The organism is Pseudomonas azadiae, assembly GCF_019145355.1.
Classification (GTDB): Bacteria; Pseudomonadota; Gammaproteobacteria; order Pseudomonadales; family Pseudomonadaceae; genus Aquipseudomonas; species Aquipseudomonas azadiae.
Genome location: NZ_JAHSTY010000002.1, coordinates 1,853,131 through 1,875,164 on the forward strand (window position 1 = coordinate 1,853,131; position 22,034 = coordinate 1,875,164).

General features: G+C 60.6%; 21 protein-coding genes. 12 read left to right on the forward strand and 9 right to left on the reverse strand.

All coding sequences use genetic code 11. The features are described from left to right. The first annotated feature begins 59 nt into the window (after positions 1–59). Entirely contained in the window at positions 60–758 is a 699-nt protein-coding gene (locus KVG91_RS24805) for a GntR family transcriptional regulator (protein WP_169376913.1), read from the forward strand. 174 nt (positions 759–932) lie between these two features. On the opposite strand, the gene KVG91_RS24810 is transcribed toward KVG91_RS24805, so the two are convergent. Beyond that, a complete protein-coding gene (locus tag KVG91_RS24810) occupies positions 933–1,934 on the reverse strand; it encodes a 4-hydroxyproline epimerase (RefSeq protein ID WP_169376912.1) in 1,002 nt (333 codons plus the stop codon). Positions 1,935–1,957: 23 nt separating this feature from the next. Then, on the reverse strand, positions 1,958–3,202 hold the full coding sequence (locus KVG91_RS24815; RefSeq protein WP_169376911.1) for an NAD(P)/FAD-dependent oxidoreductase: 1,245 nt from the start codon (positions 3,200–3,202) through the stop codon (positions 1,958–1,960). Between the two features lie 366 nt (positions 3,203–3,568). Here KVG91_RS24815 and KVG91_RS24820 point away from each other — a divergent pair, with 366 nt between their 5' ends. From KVG91_RS24820 to KVG91_RS24845, 6 genes are all read left to right on the forward strand, one after another. Next, on the forward strand, positions 3,569–4,399 hold the full coding sequence (locus tag KVG91_RS24820) for a transporter substrate-binding domain-containing protein (protein ID WP_169376910.1): 831 nt from the start codon (positions 3,569–3,571) through the stop codon (positions 4,397–4,399). Positions 4,400–4,449: 50 nt separating this feature from the next. Next, on the forward strand, positions 4,450–5,112 hold the full coding sequence (locus KVG91_RS24825; protein WP_169376909.1) for an amino acid ABC transporter permease: 663 nt from the start codon (positions 4,450–4,452) through the stop codon (positions 5,110–5,112). Between the two features lie 6 nt (positions 5,113–5,118). Then, on the forward strand, positions 5,119–5,778 hold the full coding sequence (locus KVG91_RS24830) for an amino acid ABC transporter permease (RefSeq protein WP_169376908.1): 660 nt from the start codon (positions 5,119–5,121) through the stop codon (positions 5,776–5,778). Next, entirely contained in the window at positions 5,771–6,496 is a 726-nt protein-coding gene (locus KVG91_RS24835) for an amino acid ABC transporter ATP-binding protein (RefSeq protein WP_169376907.1), read from the forward strand. The genes KVG91_RS24830 and KVG91_RS24835 overlap by 8 nt, the downstream gene beginning before the upstream one ends. Before the next feature lie 121 nt (positions 6,497–6,617). After that, positions 6,618–8,432, forward strand: coding sequence for a serine hydrolase domain-containing protein (locus KVG91_RS24840; RefSeq protein ID WP_169376906.1), 1,815 nt, complete (start codon positions 6,618–6,620; stop codon positions 8,430–8,432). Between the two features lie 4 nt (positions 8,433–8,436). Continuing rightward, on the forward strand, positions 8,437–9,240 hold the full coding sequence (locus KVG91_RS24845) for a MipA/OmpV family protein (RefSeq protein WP_169376905.1): 804 nt from the start codon (positions 8,437–8,439) through the stop codon (positions 9,238–9,240). Here KVG91_RS24845 and KVG91_RS24850 read toward each other — a convergent pair. Both KVG91_RS24850 and KVG91_RS24855 read right to left on the reverse strand, forming a co-directional pair. Continuing rightward, positions 9,237–10,514 (reverse strand): ATP-binding protein, encoded by a 1,278-nt coding sequence (locus KVG91_RS24850; RefSeq protein ID WP_169376904.1) that lies wholly within the window; start codon positions 10,512–10,514, stop codon positions 9,237–9,239. The genes KVG91_RS24845 and KVG91_RS24850 overlap by 4 nt on opposite strands. Beyond that, on the reverse strand, positions 10,515–11,222 hold the full coding sequence (locus tag KVG91_RS24855) for a winged helix-turn-helix domain-containing protein (RefSeq protein WP_169376903.1): 708 nt from the start codon (positions 11,220–11,222) through the stop codon (positions 10,515–10,517). Between the two features lie 157 nt (positions 11,223–11,379). Here KVG91_RS24855 and KVG91_RS24860 point away from each other — a divergent pair, with 157 nt between their 5' ends. Then, complete coding sequence (locus KVG91_RS24860) at positions 11,380–12,579, forward strand: MFS transporter (protein ID WP_169376902.1); 1,200 nt, start codon at positions 11,380–11,382, stop codon at positions 12,577–12,579. Here the strand turns inward: KVG91_RS24860 and miaE are convergent. Then, complete coding sequence (miaE, locus tag KVG91_RS24865; protein ID WP_169376901.1) at positions 12,535–13,137, reverse strand: tRNA-(ms[2]io[6]A)-hydroxylase; 603 nt, start codon at positions 13,135–13,137, stop codon at positions 12,535–12,537. The genes KVG91_RS24860 and miaE overlap by 45 nt on opposite strands. Positions 13,138–13,288: 151 nt before the next feature. Between miaE and KVG91_RS24870 the strand changes: the two genes are divergently transcribed. Then, the gene (locus KVG91_RS24870) at positions 13,289–14,152 is read left to right on the forward strand and encodes a universal stress protein (protein WP_169376900.1); all 864 of its coding nucleotides are present in this window, start codon (positions 13,289–13,291) and stop codon (positions 14,150–14,152) included. Positions 14,153–14,281: 129 nt separating this feature from the next. Here the strand turns inward: KVG91_RS24870 and KVG91_RS24875 are convergent, their stop codons facing one another. Continuing rightward, positions 14,282–14,752 (reverse strand): DUF1289 domain-containing protein, encoded by a 471-nt coding sequence (locus KVG91_RS24875; RefSeq protein WP_169376899.1) that lies wholly within the window; start codon positions 14,750–14,752, stop codon positions 14,282–14,284. A gap of 397 nt (positions 14,753–15,149) precedes the next feature. Between KVG91_RS24875 and acnB the strand changes: the two genes are divergently transcribed. Next, on the forward strand, positions 15,150–17,759 hold the full coding sequence (acnB, locus tag KVG91_RS24880) for a bifunctional aconitate hydratase 2/2-methylisocitrate dehydratase (RefSeq protein WP_169376925.1): 2,610 nt from the start codon (positions 15,150–15,152) through the stop codon (positions 17,757–17,759). A 231-nt stretch (positions 17,760–17,990) separates the two neighbouring features. Here the strand turns inward: acnB and KVG91_RS24885 are convergent, their stop codons facing one another. After that, positions 17,991–19,268, reverse strand: a complete 1,278-nt coding sequence (locus tag KVG91_RS24885; RefSeq protein ID WP_169376898.1) for a serine/threonine transporter — start codon at positions 19,266–19,268, stop codon at positions 17,991–17,993. A 397-nt stretch (positions 19,269–19,665) separates the two neighbouring features. On the opposite strand from KVG91_RS24885, the gene KVG91_RS24890 reads away from it, so the two are divergent. Continuing rightward, on the forward strand, positions 19,666–20,190 hold the full coding sequence (locus KVG91_RS24890; protein WP_169376897.1) for a cysteine hydrolase family protein: 525 nt from the start codon (positions 19,666–19,668) through the stop codon (positions 20,188–20,190). A 10-nt stretch (positions 20,191–20,200) separates the two neighbouring features. Here KVG91_RS24890 and KVG91_RS24895 read toward each other — a convergent pair whose 3' ends face one another. Together KVG91_RS24895 and KVG91_RS24900 are read right to left on the reverse strand one after the other, a co-directional pair. Beyond that, positions 20,201–20,533 (reverse strand): hypothetical protein, encoded by a 333-nt coding sequence (locus KVG91_RS24895; RefSeq protein ID WP_169376896.1) that lies wholly within the window; start codon positions 20,531–20,533, stop codon positions 20,201–20,203. After that, a complete protein-coding gene (locus tag KVG91_RS24900; protein ID WP_169376895.1) occupies positions 20,530–20,865 on the reverse strand; it encodes a hypothetical protein in 336 nt (111 codons plus the stop codon). The genes KVG91_RS24895 and KVG91_RS24900 overlap by 4 nt, the downstream gene beginning before the upstream one ends. 181 nt (positions 20,866–21,046) lie before the next feature. Here KVG91_RS24900 and KVG91_RS24905 point away from each other — a divergent pair, with 181 nt between their 5' ends. Further along, positions 21,047–22,000, forward strand: coding sequence for a 2-hydroxyacid dehydrogenase (locus KVG91_RS24905; protein WP_169376894.1), 954 nt, complete (start codon positions 21,047–21,049; stop codon positions 21,998–22,000). Positions 22,001–22,034: the final 34 nt, after the last annotated feature.

A 22,034-nucleotide genomic window follows, 5' to 3' on the forward strand; every position in this document is an offset into this window, starting at 1 on the left:
ATGATCGACCGCTAAGGATCACGAATCCTGGATCCATTCACCTGTCAGTAGCTTGAAGAATGCCTAAAAAACAGCCTTTGCCCAATCTGCGCATCAAACGTCAAAGCTTGCCCGAAACCCTGGCGGAATCCTTACGTGAGCGGATTCTTAACGGAGAGTTCAAGGAAGGTGAGTCGCTGATCCAGGAAACCATTGCAACCGAGTACGGTGTGAGCCGCATGCCGGTGCGCGAAGCGTTCAAGGAACTGGAAGCCTCCGGCTTGATCACGACGCAGATTCATAAAGGATCGGTGGTCAAGTCCATTCCCCTGGAGCAGATCGCGGAGCTGTTTGATCTGCGCGCATTGCTGGAGTCGGAGCTGCTGGAACGTTCCCTGCCGAACATGACGGAGGCACACTTCGCAGCTACCAAACAACTGCTGCCGCAACTCGAAGCCGCCTACCTGGACGATGACATTGCGCAATGGGGCAAGCTCAACTGGCTGTTTCATGAAAGCCTGTACGCCGCGGCTGACCGCGTGCAAACGCTGGCTATCGTTCAAGGCATCAACATTCAGACGGATCGTTACATCCGCTTGCAACTGTTGCTGACCGCCGGAAAAAAAGAAGCCGAAGTCGACCACCGTGAGCTGCTCAAACTGTGTGAAAACGGTGATGTGAGGAAAGCAGTCCAGTTCCTGCGCAAGCACATTCAGCGCGCCGGCGCCGACCTGGTCACCCTGCTCAAGAAAAAACGCGACAAAGACACCCAGGTTTGAACGCGAGCGGGAACAGAAACTTGTAGTGGGGGCTTGTCGAATCGTCGTACCGCCCGCGCCGGGTGGCGAAGCCGCCCTAATCGGAACGCTGCGGCGTGTCAGATGAAACGGGGTCGACTGGTTTCGGGGCGGCTTCGCCCCCCCAGCGCGGGGCAAGCCCGCTCACTACAGGATTCAACCCAGTTGAAACCCATGCGCCAACGGGTCGCGCTCATCCACAAAAATCGTGTTATGGCCAATGACCTGAGCCCATCCCGCAATGCTCGGCATGATGCCTGCGAAAGCGCCAACTTGCGTCGCTGATTCGACCCTGCAGTCAAACAGCGTGCCGATGATGCTCTCGTGGATGAACTCATCGCCCACCTTCAAGCGGTTTCGGGCGACCATCTGCGCCATGCGCGCCGACGAACCGGTGCCGCACGGCGAACGATCGATGGCCTTGTCGCCATAAAACACCGCGTTGCGCGCATGGGCGCTCGGGTTTCTGGGTTTATCGCACCACATCACATGGCTGACGCCCTGGATACGGCTGTCCAGCGGATGCACCGGAGCCAGCAGCGCCTGCGCGGCCTGGCGCACCAGCGGGCTCAGCCTGACGATTTCGCTGACAGCCATGGAATCCAGGCCCGCCCAACCCGCCTGTGGCTCGATGATGACGTAGAAATTCCCACCGTAGGCCAGGTCGACGTTCAATTTACCCAGGGTGGGCACCTCAAGTTCGATATCGGCTGCGTGCAGGTAACTGGCAACATTGTAGAGACGGACTTGCTCCACAGTTGCACCGCTTCTCACGTAGTCGATCGCAACACGCCCCGCCGGCGCCTCGATTGCCAGCGTGCCCTCAACTCTTGGCATCACCAGGCCCGCTTCCAGCGCTGCGGTCACCGTACCGATGGTGCCGTGACCGCACATGGGCAGGCACCCACTGACCTCGATGAACAACACGCCGATGTCGCAATCCTCACGCGACGATGGATACAGTATGCTGCCTGACATCACATCATGGCCCCGGGGCTCGAACATCAAGGCCTGCCGTACCCAGTCATGTTCACGCTGGAAAATCAGGCGTTTTTCAGCCATCGAGACATTGGGCAGCAAAGGTCCTCCGGCAGTAATAACGCGTACCGGATTACCGCAGGTGTGGGCATCGATGCAAAAGAACGTATGACGAGACATAGGAACTTCCTTTTTTGGACGGCTTAGTTGAAACGGCTGATTGCATACGGTGCAAGGTCGACCAAAGGCGGCTTGCCCAGGGCGATATCGCTGACCAACCGCCCGGTTGTCGCAGCCTGAGTCAGGCCGAGGTGCCCGTGGCCAAATGCATAGATGACGGCGGGGTTACGCGGCGACACCCCGATAACGGGCAAGCTGTCAGGGGTCGCCGGGCGATGTCCGGCCCAGCAGGTGCCGCCCTCCAAGCGCAGCCCGGGGAGGTACAGAGCGGCCAGCCTGGCCAAGGCCTGCGAGCGCTTGAAATTCGCCGGTGCGTACAGCCCGCCGAACTCAGCCGCGCCGCCAATTCTCAAGCCACAACTCAATGGCGTAGCAACGAAATGGCGTTCGGCGAAAATAATTTCCCTGGACAGGGCGACACCCGGCGCTGGCAGCGTAGTGTTGTAGCCTCGCTCGCTTTCCAGCAGGACCTTGTCGCCAATACGCCGAGCCAGCAGACCGGACCACGCACCGGCCGCTACCACGACTTTGTCGGCCAGTAACCTGCGGCCATCGCTCAGGCATACCGATACTGCGTCGCGCTCCAGGCCCGAATGGATACCGCAGACCTCGCCGATCTGGATAAAGAGGCCTCGGGCTGCCAATGACTGGCGCAACTTATCGACCAGGGTTTTAGGGTCCTTGACGTGCGACCACTGCGGCATAAACACACCACGGGTAATCGACGGACCGAGCGCAGGCTCGATGTCGCGTGCTTCGTTGCCACTGAGCGCATGCACCTCAACACCACAAGCTCGCCTGAGGTCCCACTGCGCCGCATCCTTGTCGAATGCCGCCGCTTTTTCGTAAACCGTCAGTGCGCCAAACTGCTGGAGCTCTTCGTGCAGGCCATGTTCGGCGAGCAGTGGCAGGAGGTCTTCATAGACCCGGGCGTTAAGCGCCGTCAATGCCGCCGCGATGCGCTTGACCTCCGACGGCTTGCCCGCACCGGCGAAACGCAACAGCCAAGGCAGCAGCCTGGGCGCATGGCTTGGGCGTATCGCCAAGGGGCCCAAGGGGTCCGACAACCAGCCGGGCACCTTCCATAACACACCCGGAATCGAGGCCGGAATCACTTCCGTGACCGCGATGCCACCGGCATTACCGAACGACGCCTTGTCACCTTCAGGGTCGCGGTCGACCACGGTGACTCTGACGCCTTCCTTCAGCAGGTGATGCGCCGTTGCGAGCCCCACGATACCGGCGCCTATGACGATGACGTGCCTCATGAATCACACCCCTTCTCAGATGAAACAGATGCGCCAGTGAAACCCGATCAGGGTCGGATCGACCGGCAAAATGGCCTCATGTAGATTGGATACATTAAACATATTTTGTCAATCCACTGCTTCTCATCTGCCAAACGCTGAAACAATTCATAGCCTGCAACATCTTTTTTTTTGATATTAAGCCACTGAAAAATATACTTATTTTTTCTATAAATAGAGTTTTTGATACTGCGCGCTTTGAAAAAAACCCCACCGCTCTTTTTCCACTAATAAACATTTGGTAGATTTTTTGGACTTCGAAGATTGGATACAACCTACACATCAACTACACCCCTAAAAACAATGCCAACCAGATCGGGGATTCATATGAACACTGCACGCCACGTAAGCGCCTCTCTCCTGCTCGCCCTCGCCGCCGCCACCTTCATGGCTTCAGCCGTTGCCAACTCGACCCTTGACCAGGTTATTTCGTCCAAAACCCTCAGGTGTGGCGTGCAGCTCGACTATCCACCGGCGGGCTTTCGCAACCGCGCCAACGAGCCGGACGGCTACGATGTTCAGTACTGCAAGGACATGGCCCATGCCCTCGGAGCGGAGGCTGTCATTGTCGAGACGCCCTCCTCCGAGCGCATCCCCGCACTGGTATCCAATCGTATCGACGTGCTGATTGCCTCCGCCTCGATCTCTCCCCAACGCGCCATGAGCGTGAGCTTTTCCCAGCCCTACGTGAACTACACCAACGTAGTGCTCACCCGCAAAGGCGCCAATATCGAGAGCTTCCAGGATTTGAAAGGCCGCCACATTGGCGGTGTCACGGGCACGACAACCGAGCAGGAGCTGCAGGTGCTGCGCAAAGGCTGGAATGACCAGAACGGCAGCTACACGGGTTTCGGCAGCGAAGCGGAAGGTTACCTGGCACTGGCCCAAGGCAAGATCGACGGCGTGATCATCGGAAACGCATCGGCGGCAGCGCTGGTTCAGAGCGGTCAATTCCCTACGCTTGCGATCAAGGGCGTCGCTCCTACGCCTCCTGACCTGTGCGGCATCGCCGTGAAAAGGTCGGACACGCAGATGCTCAACTGGGTGAAGACCTTTGTCTGGGCCCAGGTCAAGAACGGTCGCTACAAAGAGTTGTATGCGCATTACTTCGGTGAAGGCCAGGCGCCTTCGCTCACGGTCGCCGGCGTGGACTACTAACCCACCCTTCGAGCGGCCCGTTTCGGCCGCTCCTGCCCGGAGTCTGCGCTATGTTTGGATACACGTATTACTGGTCGATGGTCTGGGAAAAGCTTCCCGAGCTTATCGAGGGCGCCAAAACGACACTGGCCCTCACCGTACTTTCGATGGTCACCGGCACATTGATCGCCCTTGCGCTGACCTTGTTGCGCAAACACGAAAAAGGCCTCGGCAACGCCCTTGCCACTTCCTGGGTTGAAGTCGCCCGCAATACCCCGGCGCTGTTTCAGGTGTACATGATTTATTTCGGCCTGGGTGCGGTGGGGCTGCACTTCTCCAGCTACACGGCGATGCTGTTGGCGTTGTCGTTCAACAACGCGGGGTACCTGGCGGAGATCTTTCGCGGAGGACTGCAAGCCATTCCAAGGCAACAACATACGGCTGCGCGATCACTGGGTATTTCGTCGTTCGCCGCCTACACCCACGTGGTTTTTCCGCAGTTGTTCAGAATTGTCTATTTCCCGTACGTCAACCAGCTCAACTGGGCACTGCTTAACAGTTCGCTGGGCATGATCATCGGCTTGCGCGAACTCACGGGTGCAACGCAGGCAGCGCAGTCCGAATCGTTCAGGACATTCGAGTTCTTTATCATTGCTGCGGTGATGTATTACCTCATGTCCAAGCTGATCGAGGGCGGCGCCCGACTCACTTTCTGGCGCGTTTTCAAGGGGTAGACAACCATGCAATTTCAACTGGCGTATTCAGGTTTGCACTGGGGCGATATTCCGTTTGTGCTGACCGGTATCTGGCACACCTTGTTACTCACGCTGCTGGCCACGTTTTTTGGCACCTTGCTTGGCCTGCTGGTCGGCTGGCTTCGCCACGAATCAGTCGTCGCCCGGCTCGCACTGGCGCCGTTAGTCAATGTCCTTCGCAGCATCCCGTTGATCATCCAGTTCATCCTGGTCAACAGCCTCTTCGCCATGGCCGGTTTCGGGATAAGCCCATTGCTCATCGGCGTCATCGTTCTGAGTCTCTACATGGGAATGCTGACCTCGGAGCTGGTCCGTTCGGGCTTGCAATCGGTCCGACCCCAACTGAAAAAGGCCAGCCGGTCACTTGGGCTGAGCTACTGGCAGACGCTGCGCCACGTATCCGCACCTCTTGCCTTGCGCACCTTGTTTCCTGGCTGGATCGGCACGGTGATAGGCCTGACCAAAGATACCGCGCTGGTGAGTGTGGTGGGCTATATCGAGCTGCTCAGAGCCTCGCAGATCCTGATCAACCGCTCCAATGAAGCACTCCTGGTACTCGCGGGCACCGGGCTCTTCTACTTTGCAATCTGCTACCCCATTTCCCGCTACAGCCGCCATCTTGAAAAGGTAATGCGCCATGATTGATATCTCGAATGTCCGCAAAAGCTTCGGCCCCATCGAAGTCATCAAGGGCGTCAACCTGACGATCCGCAAAAGTGAAGTCTTGTGCCTGATCGGCGCCAGTGGCTCGGGGAAGTCCACCTTGCTGCAATGCATCAATGGCCTGGAGCCGATCCAAGGCGGCAAAATCGTGGTCGACGGTACGGATGTGCACGCCAAGGGAACGGATCTGAATAAGCTGCGCCAGAAACTCGGCATCGTGTTTCAGCAATACAACGCGTTCCCCCACCTCACCGCGCTGGAAAACGTGGCGCTGGCACCGCGCCTGGTCAAGAAAATCCCCAAGGCCAAAGCCATGCAGTTGGCCCATGAGCACTTGAGTTTCGTCGGCCTGGGCAATCGTGCAGACATGCGCCCCGCAAGCCTGTCCGGAGGCCAGCAGCAACGGCTTGCAATCGCACGCGCCCTGGCGATGCAGCCAGACTACATGCTGTTCGACGAAGTCACCTCCGCCCTCGACCCCGAGCTGGTGGGAGAAGTGCTGGATACCATCCGCAAACTCAAGGACTCCGGCATGACCCTGATCATGGTGACCCACGATATTGCCTTCGCGCGCGAATCCGCAGACCGGATTGCGTTCTTCGATAACGGGCTGATCTGTGAAGTCGGTGACGCGCGCCAGGTCATCAATGAGCCACGGAAGGACAGGACTCGGCAGTTCCTCCAGCGTGTATTGCACTGACAGGATCCACCAGGGCTCGCCCGTTAACAGTCTTTGACAGTTTTTCGACAAAGCTGTCAAAGACCCCCAGGCGCCGCGCCCCTAGCATTCGAGCCTCCAAACCACCTGCCGGGTGCTCTTCATGCTTCGCTCATTGCGCGGTATTCCACTGCTCGGTTGCCTGTTGGGCAGTATCGGCTGCCATGGGCAGCCACCTGCGCCGCCGCCGGTTCCCAAGGGCGATTACAGCGCGATTATCCGCTACCTGCAAAACCGCATCCCCCGCGACATGGCCCAGGCCAATACCCTGGGCCTGTCGATTGCACTGGTGAAAGGCCAGGAATTGATCTGGGCCCGCGGCTTCGGCATGGCCGACAAAGCGTTGGGTGTGCCAGTGACGCCAAACACCGCCTTCCGGGCGGGCGCCATCTCGAAACTCCTTACCGCCAGCGCCGCCCTGCAACTGGTCGAACGCAAGCGGTTGGCGCTGGATGCGCCGATCCAGCAAACGCTGCGTGAATTTCATGTGCGCTCGCGCTTTCATGACGATCAACAAGCCGCCGACCGCGACATCACCTTGCGTCGCCTGCTCAGTCATCAATCCGGCCTTCCCAGTGAACACTTGCGCGACCTGCGTACCGGCTTCGCCATGGGACAGATGCCGTTGCGCCTGTCCGGCGTTTGGCTGAGCACACCGCCCGGCACGCAAGTGGCCTACTCCAACCTGGGTTATGCGTTGGTCGGGGCGGCCATCGAGCGCAGCAGCGGCAATGCGTTTGAAACCCAGCTGCAGCACAGCCTGCTCAAACCCCTTGAGATGAACCACGCGAGTTTTGTCGGTACCGCCGCGCATTCGGGCTACCGCGCACAGGGGTATGAGGACGGTATCGCCAGCACCGACGCGCAAGTCCGTGACCTGGCCGCCGGTGGGTTGTGGGCCAGCCCCGAGGACCTTGGCCATTACGTGCAGATGCTCTTTGCCAAGGGGCTGTACAAAGGCAACCGGGTAATGGCCAGCCGCTCCATCGATGAAATGTTTACCCAACAGAACACCGGCAACGCCCTGGACTTCGATTGCCAGATCGGCCTGGCCTGGTTTCTTGCGCCCTGCGGTGACGAGCCGGTGGGCCCTGGGGTGCGCGCCTTCCAGCACAGTGGCGGTGGCGATGATTTTGCCGCGCAACTGACGTTGCTGCCGGACCAACAGCTGGCTGTGATCATCATGGCCAATGACAGCAAGGCCGAAGATATGGTCGCCACACTCGCCACCGATACCCTGCGCCTGATGCTCCAGGCGCAAACCGGCGAGGCGGTGTGCGGCGACGACTGCCAGGCGCCCCGCCATGGACTGAAGTTGCGCCAGGTGCCGGCCGCCGTCGACCGCCAACGCCTGGCCGGGTTCTATGCCACCGCCTGGGGAATCTTCCGAATCAAAGACGATGCCCAGCGACTGCACGGCGAACTGGCCGGCCATGACTTCGAGCTGCTGCGGGACAACCACGGCTGGCTGCGCGCGCAAAAAAAGGTCCTGGGCTTCTGGCTCAAGGACCTGGGCGAACTGGGCCGCGTGCAGCTTGACGTAATTACCGTACAAGGCCGGCAGATGCTCACCGCGCGCAGCCACGGCCAGCGCGTCGCTATTGGTGAGCGCATCAATCCGCCGCCGCTGTCGCTGGCCTGGGCCGACACCGTCGGCACCTATCAAGTGCTCAATACCCACGAACCCGATGCGCCTTTGAGCGGCATCAGCGTGCGCCTGGAAGAAGGTTTTCTGGTGATTCGCGGCCAACTGCACGACGAACCGCTGACCGACTACATCCTGCTGCCCGTGGACAACGCCCATGCGGTGCTCGCCGGTACCGGCTACGGCCTGGGCGACACCGTCAGCCGCCAGATCAACGGCCTGAGCGCTTCGGGCTATTCCTTCAAACGTACCCACCCCTCCTTGAGTTTCTGAGCCCATGAAAACCCTGATCAATGCCAAACACCTTTGCCTGTCCTTCACCTCCCTGTGTTTGCTAACCGGCGCCGACAACGTGCTGGCCGAGGACTGGGCCTACAGCCTCAAGGCCGGCGTGGCGAACCTGCCGCGCTACAGCGGCAGCGACGAACGCAGGACCACGCCCGTGGTCGGCGCCGCCGTCGTCAGCCCCTGGGGGATTTTCCTCGACACCGACAAAGGCCTGGGCTGGGGCTACGAAGGCAATGCGTTGAGCTTCAGCGCCTACGTCGGCACCAGTGAATCGCGCAAGGATAAAGACGCGTCCATGCACGCGGGCGCCAAACGCCTCAAAGGCATGGGCGAGATCAAGTCACGTGCGCAACTGGGGGTCAGTGCCCGCTACAACCTGGGCAGGGTGGTCGTCGGCGCAACCCTTGAGCACGCCCTCAAGGAAGACGATCACAAGGACAGCGGCAAGGCGTTTACCCACCTGGAACTGAGCCTCGGCACCCAGCTCTATGAAGGCCGCTACGGCTCCGTCGATGCCAGCCTCAACAGCCATTTTGGCGACCGCAACTACTTGCAGACCTGGTACGGCGTGACCACTGGCCAGGCCGCGCGCAGCCGCTTCCAGGCCTACAAGGCGGGTGCGGGCAATATCAGCAATGGCATGAACCTGGTATGGAGCCTGCCGATCAGCGAACACACCCGGTTCTCGACCTTGCTGGACGTGCAGTACCTGGCGGATGAAGCAGGCAAGAGCCCGATCGTGGAGCGGCGGCTGCAGACGTCGGTGATGGGCGCGATCGAATACACCTTCTAGTCGGCATACGCCCATGTCATCCGGAACGACGCCCCGCCCCATTCCGAATCCAGCACTTGCACCTGGCCGCCGTGCCACTGCGACACCCGCTGCACCAGCGCGAGGCCCAGGCCGAAGCCGCCGGTGCGACGGTCGCGGCTGGCGTCCAGGCGCATGAAGGGCTGGAAGATCCTCGAACGGCCTTCTTCCGGCACGCCGGGACCGTCGTCACAGACCCGCACTTCATAGCCACTGCCGAATTTGACCAGCGACACCTCCACGCGGCGCTCGGCGTAGCGGATCGCGTTGCGCAGCAGGTTGATCACCGCACGCGCCATGAAGCGCGGTTCGATCTCGATAAAATCCACCTCGCAGGTGCGCAACGACAGTTGAATGCCGGCGGCCTCAGCCTCCAGCGCCACGCTGCCGATCACACTGTCGAGCCAACTGTGGGCCTCGATGCGCTCACGGGTGACCTGGGTGGCGCCACGCTCCAGGCTGGCGTAGGTAAGCAGCTCGGAGACCATTTCTTCCAGCTCGCCGAGGTCGGCATACATGTCCGCGATCAATTCGCCGCGCTGGCGCGGGTCGCTCTGTTGCTTGAGCTGGTCAAGCTCGAACGACAGGCGCGCAATCGGCGTGCGCAGCTCATGGGACACGGCGTTGGTCAAGTCGCGCTGGTTGGCGATCAGGCTTTCGATGCGCTCGGCCATCTGGTTGAAATGCCCGGCCAACGCGCGCACGGTGGAGCGGCGTGGCAACAGGATGCGTGAACTGAGGTCGTTGTTACCAAAACGTTGCGCCGCCAGGCGAATGTGTTCCAGGTCGCGCCAGTGCGGACGCACCCAGAAATACAGCACGACCGCCAGGCTCAACCCCAGCAGGCCGTAGGCCCACAGGTACAGCCATTTAGGCTCTTCGGGCAGCTTTATATTGAGCAGTTGCGGGCCACCGTCGATCGTGGCGATGAACTCCATGAAATCGCCACGTACCACCAATTGCCCGTCTGCGAGCAATTGCCGCTCGCGTTGGCTCAACCCCAGTTCATCGCGCTGCACCAGGTCCAGACGCAGGCCGTAATAGGGCTGCAGCTCGCGCACCCGGGCCTCGCGCGCGCTCGCCGGCAGTGGTCGCAATTGCTCGACCAGCCCATAGGCCGGGCCACGCATGGCTTCGCGGTTAAAGGTCTCATTGGCTTCAGGCAGCAGTTCGTCGTAGGTGTAGTTGACCAGCCAGATCGCCCCCGCCAGGCCCAGCGCCAGGATGATGTACAGGCGGATGTAGAGCCGCAGCATCTAGACCTCCCACGCGAACGGGTTGAACAGGTAGCCCTTGCCCCAGATGGTCTTGATGCACACCGGCTCGCGTGGGTTGTCGTTGAGTTTGCCGCGCAGTTTGCTGATGTACACATCGACGCTGCGGTTGAGGCCATCGAAGGCAATGCCGCGCATACGGTTGAGGATGTCATCGCGGGACAGGATCGTGCCCGAATTGCTGGCCAGCAGCCACAGCAGCTCGAACTCCATGGTGGTGAGGTCGATCTTGTCGTCGCCCAGGCTGACCACCCGGCAACTGCGATCGATGGACAAGCGCCCGAAGGCCAGGGCCCCGCGCACCGTCGGCTCCGGCGCCTGCCGACGTTGCAGGGCACGCAGGCGCGCCAGCAGCACGGGAGGCTTGATCGGTTTGATCACGTAGTCGTCGGCACCGGACTCCAGGCCAAGGATATGGTCCAGGTCGTCTTCCTTGGCGGTGAGGATCACGATCGGCGTGTCGGACACCGCGCGGATCCCGCGGCACACGTGCAGGCCGCTCTGCCCGGGCAGCATCAGGTCGAGCACAACGATCTTCGGCTTGAAGTCCAGGAACGCCGCCAGGGCCTCGTCGCCGCGATGCTCCACACGCACCTCGAAACCATGCTGCGACAGGAAATGCGCGATCAGCCCTGCCAGTTTTTCGTCGTCTTCAACGAGCAAGACCTTGCCCAGCCCCAGGTTTTCCATAGATTCTCAGTGTGCCGACGCGGATTGAAGAGCAGGCATTATAGGTGGCAAGCTGCGCAACCAGAGCAGCTGGCCAGCATTGGCCGGTGAAGCTTCATGCTTTTAAGAGTTTTTAACAAATAACCTGCACTCTTTAACGCCACCCACAGGGAGTTGTATGCGCAAGGATTACCTGGCGTTCTTTGTATCACTGTTCCTGTCGCGGCTGGGCGACCAGATCCTGCTGTTTATCGTGCCATTGATTGTGTTCCAGACCACCCAAAGCGTCGCCTGGGCCGGGCTGGCGTTCTTTGTCGAATCGCTGCCACGTTACCTGGCGTTCCCGGTGTGCGGCGCATTGTGCGACAGGTTTGCACCGGCGCGCATCCTGCATGTCAGCCAAGTTTACCGGGCGCTGGCCTGTGTGCTGGCGGTCGCCTTGTACGCGGTGTTCGACGGTATCTACTGGATCGTGGTGCTTTCGGCGCTGTGCGGGGTGCTGACCACCCAGGGCATCATGGCGCGGGAGGTCCTGATGCCGCGCGTCTTCGAGCAGTACACCTACGCCAAGACCCTGTCCTATTCACAGATTGCTGACCAGAGCGGCCTGGTGCTTGGCCCGCTCGTCGCCGCCCTGATGCTGGAGGTGTGGGCCTGGCATTGGGTGGTGCTGGGGATCGCCGGGCTGTTTGTGCTGGCCGACCTGGCGATGCTGGTCTGGCAGCGCAACACCACGGTGAACCTGGCGCGCTTCGATCAGCATGGGGACATCTGGCTGCAACCGCTGCGCATCGCCTTCGGGCATATTCGCAACTTGCCGGAACTGAAGCGGATCATTGCCCTCGCGGTCGGTGTGAACCTGATCATCGGCGTGACGCTGGCCACCTCGGCAGCGATGGTCACGGGGCAGTTCGCCGCCGGTAAAGACGCCTATGCGCTGTTGCAGGCCGCCGGCGCGGGGGTAACGATCGCCATTCTGTTTTACTTGGCACGCGCGACCCTGGCGTTGAAAGTGCTGGGCGGGCTGTCGTATTCGATGATCGGCGTCGGGGCGCTGGTCATGGCGTTCAGTCCCGACCTGTGGGCCTATAGCCTGGGTTTCCTGCTGGTCACCGGTTTCGACAAGATGTTCAACGTGTACATGCGCAGCACGCGTCAGCGGGTTATCCCCGCGCAGGATTTCGGCAAAACGGTGGGCGTTATCACGTTATTCAACAACCTCGCGCAACCCTTGGCCGGCCTTGCGATTGCCGTGCTGGCCGCGCCTTTGAGTACCCAGACGGTGATCTTGCTGCTGACCTTGGTCAGCGCATTGATCGGCGTGGCCGTGGCCTCAGGCTGGCACGCCACTGTGAAAGCGGAACTCGACGTCGGGTGATTCGATCAATTCGTGCTCGGCCGCCCTCACCCGCTCGATGACCTGGGCGATATCCTTGGCGTCGCCATACTGGTACGCCAGCTTCAGGTAACCCTGGAAGTGCCGTGCCTCGCTTTTCAATAAACCGAAGTAGAACTTGCCGAGCTCTTCGTCCAAATGCGGCACCAGCGCTTCGAAACGCTCGCAACTGCGCGCTTCGATAAAGGCGCCCACCACCAGGGTATCCACCAGCTTGACCGGCTCGTGACTGCGCACGACTTTGCGCAAACCGGAGGCATAACGCCCGGCATGCAACTGGCGCAGCTCCACCTTGCGCTTCTTGATCAGACGCATGACTTGCTCATGGTGCACCAGCTCTTCGCGGGCCAGGCGCGACATCATGCTGATCAGGTCAACATGGCCGTGGTACTTGGCGATCAGGCTCAGGGCGGTGCTGGCGGCCTTGAATTCGCAGTTCTTGTGGTCGATCAGCAGGGTTTCCTGATCGGCCAGCGCGGCCTGGACCCAGGCATCAGGGGTGCGGCAACCGAGGAATTCGTGGATTTCTGGCAGGTTCATCGGGCTCACGGGCAAAAAGGCTCACAAAAGGGCGTCGATTATACCGACCGCGCCGCAGACCACCAGTCGCTGGCCTTGATGCGCATCAACATGACGTCTGCCGCGCAGCAACTATAGTTGTTGCCTATGCCCCTTCCTGGAGATCCCGATCATGCAAGCTATCCGCAGCATCCTGGTGGTCATCGAGCCCGAGCATTCGGAAAGCCTGGCCCTCAAGCGCGCCAAGCTGATCGCCGGCGTCACCGGCGCGCACCTGCACTTGCTGGTCTGCGACAAGCAGCATGAGCATTCGGCGCTGTTGAGCCTGCTCAAGTCGGGTTTGCAGGAAGACGGCTACAGCGTCAGCACCGAGCAGGCGTGGAATACCAGCCTGCATGAAACCATTATCGACGTGCAGCAGGCCGAAGGGTGCGGGCTGGTGATCAAGCAGCACTTTCCCGACAGCCCGCTGAAAAAAGCCCTGTTGACGCCGGCAGACTGGAAACTTCTGCGTTATTGCCCGTGCGCCGTGCTGCTGGTCAAGACGGCTACGCCGTGGGCGGATGGCGTCATCCTGGCGGCGATTGATGTGGGCAACTCCGATGCAGAACATCAGCAACTGCACAACGCGATCATTGATCACGGCTTTGAAATCGCCAGCCTGGCCAAGGCGCAGCTGCATGTGATCAGCGCCCATCCGTCGCCCATGTTGTCGGCGGCGGATCCGACGTTCCAGCTCAGGGAAACCATCCAGGCGCGTTACCGCGAGCAGTGCAAGGCGTTTCAAGCAGCGTTTGATGTAGACGACTCGCACCTGCATATCGAGGAAGGGCCGGCGGATGTGTTGATCCCGTTCGCAGCCCACAAGTGGCAGGCGGCCGTGACGATCATCGGCACCGTGGCGCGCACCGGGCTGTCGGGGGCGCTGATCGGGAATACGGCGGAGGTGATACTGGATGCGGTGGAGAGTGATGTGCTGGTGCTCAAGCCACAGGCGTTGATGGATCACCTGGAGGAGCTGGCGACCAAGGCCTGATCATCCAGACACAAACGGTCAAAGGTGGGAGCTGGCTTGCCTGCGATAGCGGTGTGTCAGCAGCGGACACCTGGCCTGATACACCGCTATCGCAGGCAAGCCAGCTCCCACAGTTTTAATCCGTGCCGGTCAGTGGTCCAGTGCATCCTTCAGGAAACCGGGGGCGATATAGCGCTGGTAATGCGCTTCGGAGAGGATAAAGAACTCCCGATCAATCGCATCCCGCAGTTCAGGCAAGGGCCAGTCGCGGAACTCCGGCAGCAGCACCATGCCATACGCCTCCAGATTGGAAATCACCCGCGCGCCCCGCGCAATCAGTTGGTAGGCCCAGCAGTACGCGGACTGATGCGGCACAAAGCGGATCTTGCGTTGCTCCAGTTGGCCGCGCAGGGTCTTGGGGTCGAAAACTTCCAGCTTGGCGACCATCACCTGCACCAGCAGTAGCTCCAGCCGCAGCCAGACCGCGCGTTTTTCTTCTTCGTTATAGCCGTTCCACTGGATCACTTCATGGTGGAAGCGCTTGCAGCCACGGCACACGAGATCGCCGTATACCGTGGAGCACAGGCCGACGCAGGGGGTCTTGATGGTTTGGTGGGACATGGGCAACGGCACGCAGATCAGCGAAACAATGCGCCATGTTAGCCCTTTGTCTAACCTTCATCACCCTGCAAACTTGGTGTGGCAACTTACCTTTAGTTTTTTTTTGCCGTAGAATCACCCGGCCTTGTAAGGCGCCAATAATCCGCTGGAAGCTGTTTTCAAAGCGTCACGAGCACAGTCGTTCCTTCAGAACGGTGTTGGCGATGGTCAATGACTCGGTAGGTCAGAGCCCTCGCCAACCCTCATCAGCTCCGTTCTGCAGGCGTAAAACTTTGAAAGCAGCTTCTGTGAGAGATGCCGGCAGCGCTGGCTTTGCGGCCCAAAAAGCCCCCGAGCGCACGCGTGCCGGTCATGTCTGGATGAGCGTCCCGTGGGACCACTGATGAGGGTAATAACTGTGCTTGAAGCCTACCGCAAACATATCGAAGAGCGTGCAGCCCTGGGTATCGTTCCCCAGCCGCTTAACGCCGAACAAACCGCAGGCCTGGTCGAGCTGCTGAAAAATCCCCCGGCTGGCGAAGAAGAATTCCTCGTTGACCTGATCACCAACCGCATTCCTCCAGGCGTTGACGAAGCTGCCTACGTCAAGGCCGGTTTCCTGTCCGCCCTGGCCAAGGGTGAAGCCACTTCCCCCCTGATCGACAAGAAACGCGCCGTTGAACTGCTGGGCACCATGCAAGGCGGCTACAACATCGTGACCCTGGTCGAGCTGCTGGACGACGCCGAACTGGCTCCTGTCGCCGCCACCCAGCTCAAGCACACCCTGCTGATGTTCGATGCGTTCCACGACGTGGCTGAAAAAGCCCGCAACGGCAATGCGCACGCCAAGGCCGTGATCCAGTCCTGGGCTGACGGCGAGTGGTTCAGCAACCGCCCTACCCTGGCCGACAAAATCAGCCTGCGCGTATTCAAGGTCACCGGCGAAACCAACACCGACGACCTGTCCCCCGCGCCTGATGCCTGGTCCCGTCCCGACATCCCTCTGCACGCCCTGGCCATGCTGAAAATGGCCCGTGAAGGCATCGTGCCGGACGAGCAAGGCAAGACCGGCCCGATGAAGCAGATCGAAGAGATGCGCGGCCAAGGCTTCCCGATTGCCTACGTCGGCGACGTGGTCGGTACCGGTTCCTCGCGTAAATCCGCGACCAACTCGGTGCTGTGGTTCTTCGGCGATGACGTGCCCTTTGTTCCGAACAAGCGCGCCGGCGGCTTCTGCTTCGGCAGCAAGATCGCTCCCATCTTCTACAACACCATGGAAGATGCCGGCGCACTGCCAATCGAATTCGACGTGTCCAACATGAACATGGGCGACGTGATCGACCTGTACCCGCATGCTGGCAAGGTCTGCAAACACGGTACCGACGAAGTCATCACCACCTTCGAAATGAAGACCCCGGTGTTGTTGGACGAAGTTCGCGCCGGCGGCCGTATCCCGCTGATCATCGGCCGCGGCCTGACCGACAAGGCACGCGCTGAACTGGGCCTGGGCCCTACCGACCTGTTCAAGTTGCCTGAAGCGCCTGTCGACACCGGCAAAGGCTTCACCCTGGCACAGAAAATGGTCGGCAAGGCGTGCGGCCTGCCGGAAGGCAAAGGCGTTCGTCCTGGCACCTACTGCGAACCGAAGATGACCACCGTCGGCTCCCAGGACACCACCGGTCCCATGACCCGTGATGAACTGAAAGACCTGGCGTGCCTGGGCTTCTCGACCGACCTGGTCATGCAGTCGTTCTGCCACACCGCGGCGTATCCAAAGCCGATCGACGTGACCACCCACCACACCCTGCCTGACTTCATCATGACCCGTGGCGGTGTATCGCTGCGTCCAGGCGACGGTATCATCCACAGCTGGCTGAACCGCATGCTGCTGCCGGACACCGTGGGCACCGGTGGTGACTCCCACACCCGTTTCCCGATGGGCATTTCGTTCCCGGCAGGCTCCGGCCTGGTCGCGTTCGCCGCCGCCACTGGCGTGATGCCACTGGACATGCCGGAATCGATCCTGGTGCGCTTCAAAGGCAAAATGAAGCCTGGCATCACCCTGCGTGACCTGGTTCATGCCATTCCTTACTACGCGATCCAGTCGGGCCTGCTGACGGTCGAGAAGAAAGGCAAGAAGAACGCCTTCTCCGGCCGCATCCTGGAAATCGAAGGCCTGAACGACCTGACGCTGGAGCAGGCTTTCGAGCTGTCCGACGCCTCGGCCGAACGCTCGGCTGCCGGTTGCACCATCAAGCTGTCCAAAGAGTCCGTCACCGAGTACCTGAACTCCAACATCACCCTGCTGCGCTGGATGATCGGCGAAGGCTATGGTGATCCACGTACTCTGGAACGTCGTGCTCAAGCGATGGAAGCCTGGGTTGCCAACCCGGAGCTGATGGAAGCTGATGCCGACGCCGAATACGCCGAAATCATCGAGATCGACCTGTCGGAAATCAACGAGCCGATCCTGTGCGCGCCGAACGACCCGGACGATGCCCGTCTGTTGTCCAGCGTTGCCGGCGAGAAGATCGACGAAGTGTTCATCGGTTCGTGCATGACCAACATCGGTCACTTCCGCGCTGCCGGCAAGCTGTTGGAGCAGGTCAAGGGCCAGTTGCCAACTCGCCTGTGGCTGTCGCCGCCGACCAAGATGGACGCTCACCAGTTGACCGAAGAAGGCTACTACGGCATCTACGGCAAGGCCGGCGCGCGCATGGAAATGCCGGGCTGCTCGCTGTGCATGGGTAACCAGGCACGTGTCGAGCCGAACTCGACCGTGGTATCCACGTCGACCCGTAACTTCCCGAACCGCCTGGGTGACGGCGCTAACGTCTACCTGGCGTCGGCCGAGCTGGCGGCAGTGGCTTCCACCCTGGGTCGCCTGCCGACCGTCGAGGAGTACATGGGCTACGCGGCGAAACTGGACACCATGGCCAGTGACGTCTACCGCTACCTGAACTTCGACCAGATCGCCGAGTTCCGCAAGATCGCAGCAAGCGCCAACATCCCGGTGATTCAAGCCTAAGGTGTTGATGTGAAGGGACGCCGCGTATCGCAAGGTACGCGGCGTTTTTTTTATGCCTGGAATACAGTGTTAATAGCAACCCTAAACAAATGTGGGAGCTGGCTTGCCTGCGATAGCGGTGTCTCAGTCAGCCCATCTGACACTGATACACCGCTATCGCAGCGATGCGGCGACCCGACAAGCCAGCTCCCACAGTTTCAGCCCTGTTCAGTCATATAGACCGCGTGAGGCTTAAGCAATAAACGAATACACCAACGCCGTAATCGCCACCAACCCCACCGCCGTGACAAACACATTCGACGCCTGCCCGCGGTATTTGGCCATGGCCGGCACCTTGCGGATCGCGTACATCGGCATCAGGAACAGGATCGACGCGATGATCGGCCCGCCCAGTGTCTCGATCATGCCCAGGATGCTCGGGTTGAGCGTGGCAACGATCCAGCACACCACCAGCATGAAGGCGGCCGTCATGCGGTCCAGGTTCTTGGCGCCCGGACGGCGGCCGGTCTTCAGCACCAGACCCTTGAGGCCTTCGCTGGCGCCGATATAGTGCCCCAGGAACGACTTGGCGATCGCCACGAACGCGATCAACGGCGCGGCAAACGCGATGGTGGGGTTATTGAAGTGATTGGCCAGGTAGGACAGGATCGACAGGTTCTGCGCTTTCGCTTCAGCCAACTGCGCCGGCGACAGGGTCAACACGCAGCTGAATACGAAGAACAGCACCATCGCCACCATCAACAAGTGCGCGCGGGCCAGGATCTGCGAGCTGCGCTGATCGGCGTGAGCACCGTACTGGCGCTTCTGGTCGACCGCAAAGGCCGAGATGATTGGCGAATGGTTGAACGAAAACACCATCACCGGAATCGCCAGCCACAGGGTATTGAGCAATGCTGACGGCGACGGGACCACGCTGGCGGTGCTGAGGATGCCGCCACTCCAGTGCGGCACCAGGTACACCGCCAGGAACAGCAAGGCGACGATAAACGGATACACCATCAGGCTCATGGCCTTGACGATCACCTGTTCACCGCAACGCACGACGGCCAGCAGGCCGAGGATCAGCACGAACGACAGGATCGCCCGTGGCGGCGGCTGGATGTGCAGTTGGTGCTCCATGAAGCTGCCAACGGTATTGGTCAACGCCACGCTGTAGATCAGCAGGATCGGGAAGATCGCAAAGAAGTACAGCAGCGTGATCAGCGCGCCGGCCTTGATGCCAAAGTGTTCTTCAACCACGTCGGTGATGTCGGAGCCCCCGCGCCCGGACAGGACGAAACGGGTCAGGCCACGGTGGGCGAAGAACGTCATCGGGAAGGCCAGCAGCGCCAGGATCACCAGCGGCCAGAAGCCGCCCAGGCCCGCGTTGATCGGCAAGAACAGCGTGCCGGCGCCAATGGCGGTGCCGAACAGGCCAAGCATCCAGGTGGTGTCCTGGCGGCTCCAGGTTGTGAGGGTTGCAGGTGTCGTCTCATAGCGTTCGTCGACGCTATTGGCCTGATCATTCATCCGGTCGGATCTCCGCATTGACACGGCCGGGACGAGTCAGAAAACCTGACAGGCAGCGCCCCGATCATAGAAGGGGCCGGATTGTCCGGGATTCTTTTGAATAAGCAAAGACTTAGCTGAGGAACGGTGGGCCGGTGCAGCGGCCAGAATCGGGCGCAACGCGCCGCTGTCCGGGGCATTGCCGGTTGACAGCGCCTCGCCGACGCCAGCATGATCGGGCCATGAATGTTATCGCGCTGAACCTCACCCGCACCCCCACCACGACCGCTTCCGGCGGGCCGTGCGGTGGCTGTGAGTGCCTGAGCTAGACACTTCACGGATCCAACCCAAGGCCCCGCCAGCAATGGACGGGGCCTTTTTAGTGCTCCGCCATTCGGCAATCACAAGGAGCAGCACCATGGCTGACGCCCTGCTGATCATCGATATGCAGACCGGTTTATACGACGGCCCGGAAAAACCCTTCGAACGCGAACGCGTGCTGCACACCATCAACCAGCTGATCCAGCGCGCACGCCGCGCAGGCAAGCCGATCTACGTGGCCTGTCACACAGGCCCGGCTGGTTCACCGATTGAAGCCGGCAGCCCCCTCTGGCAACTGTGGCACGCACTGGACGTGGACGCGTCCCGTGATCACCTGTTCAACAAGACCCGCCCCAGCTGCTTCCTCGGCACGGATCTGGAGCAGCACCTGAAAGCGGCGCAGGTCGATGAACTGGTGGTCGTGGGTATGAAAACCCAGTTCTGCATCGACACCACCTGCCGTGTGGCGGTGGAGCTGGGCTTTTCTGTGGTATTGCCGCAGGACGCTCATACCTGCATGGACACGCCGGCACTCAAGGCCGAGGCGATTATTGAGCATCACAATGCAACGTTGTCCGGCGCGTTTGTGCAGCAGGTCAAGGCAATGGACGTTTGGAAGTGAGTACTTCGCGCTAAAACGCCGAAGTCTCCAGGTTCGCGTTGCGCAGTTCGCCCTTTATAGCGACCTGCGCAACCTCCAGTTTTTCGACCAGTTCGGCCGTCTCGTGGGCGGTAAGCGCCATAATCGGCCGGTCCCAGTCGTGGTTCTTGATGACATTGATCCGAAAACCACCTGCCGTATCAAACTCAGGATACCAGCCGACATCCAGCAAATAGCCACCAGCAAACTCCACCTGGAGCATGTCCTCCTTTAGCAGGTCTACTTGTTTGACCACCGCGACATCCTGCAAGAGCGATAGCTCGTCGTGGGTCACCGTACCACCGGTAAAGTTGAGCGGGATCAATTTATTAACCTCCTGAATTCCTGTTCAGAAATGGGATGACCGTGAATAGCGCCTGAGCTGAGTTCAACCCGGACCCAGCGACTGAGCCGGCCTTGGCTGGCGCCTATGCAATAGGGGAACTCCATCACCTTCCAGGGCCTGCCGTTAGCGGTTGGCGTACCATTTTTATAGGCCTCTCTTTCGATCTTTTCAATAGCGATCCCCGGCCGGTACTTGGCCGGACCGGCAAGCGTGCTGGCAATGACCGTTCGCCAAGGGATGAGCGTGGAAGGGCAGTGTTTGTATCCATAGGGCGTCCATTCAATATCGTCAGATGTGGCAGGAACAAGCATCCATGTCGTCTCTGCAGGTGGGAAAGTCGCTGAAGTCTGACGCAACCCATCGACCCTGGACGAACGGTCTGGAAATTCAGAATGGCCTTACGGAAAAAGAAATTTTTCCATCTCGGCAAAACGCTCCCTCCTACAAATCCCGCATACTGCCTCCCTCAAACCCTTCAGGAAGCGCCTTCCGATGACTGCAACTGTTCTGGTCCTGGTTGAAACCATCAACGAATACCTGCCCATCATCGAGAGCAACGACTTTCACGTGATCCTGGCGCCGACGCCCGCCGAACGCGCCAACGCCATCAAGGCCCACGGTGGCCAGATCAAGGCGGTGCTGACCCGGGGCCCGCTGGGCTTGTATGCCGAGGAAATCGCCGCCCTGCCGCTGCTGGAAATCATCTGCGTGATCGGCGCCGGCTACGAACACGTGGACCTGCAGGCCGCCAGCAATCGCGGGATTGTCGTTACCAACGGCGCGGGTGTGAATGCGCCGTCGGTGGCCGACCATGCCATGGCGTTGTTGCTGGCGCTGGTGCGCGGCATCCCGCAGACGGACGCCGCCGTGCGCCGCAGTGAATGGCCGAAGGTGATGCGCCCTTCCCTGGGCGGCAAGCAGCTGGGCATTCTCGGGCTCGGCGCCGTGGGCCTGGAGATCGCCAAGCGCGCATCGCTGGGGTTCGGCATGCAGGTGAGCTATCACAACCGCCAGCCGCGCGATGATGTCGACTACACCTACTGCGCCACCGCCGTGGAACTGGCGCGCACCTCGGATTTCCTGATCCTGGCCACGCCCGGCGGCGCCGGCACCCGGCACCTGATTGATCGCCACGCCCTGGATGCCCTGGGGCCCAATGGCTACCTGGTCAACATCGGCCGTGGCAGCGTGGTGGTCACCGCCGACCTGATCGCGGCCCTGGAGCAACGCCGCATCGGTGGCGCCGCGCTGGATGTGTTCGACGACGAACCCAAGGTGCCCGACGCACTCAAGACGCTCGCCAATACCGTGCTCACCTCCCATGTTGCGGGCCTGTCGCCGGAAGCCGCCCATGACACCGTGCAGCGCGTGGCCGACAACCTGGTGGAATACTTCGCCGGACGGCCGGTGCTCACGCCGGTGGCATTGCCCCCGCCCAATAAATGACCGATCAGGCACGCTGATCATCCTCCAACACGCT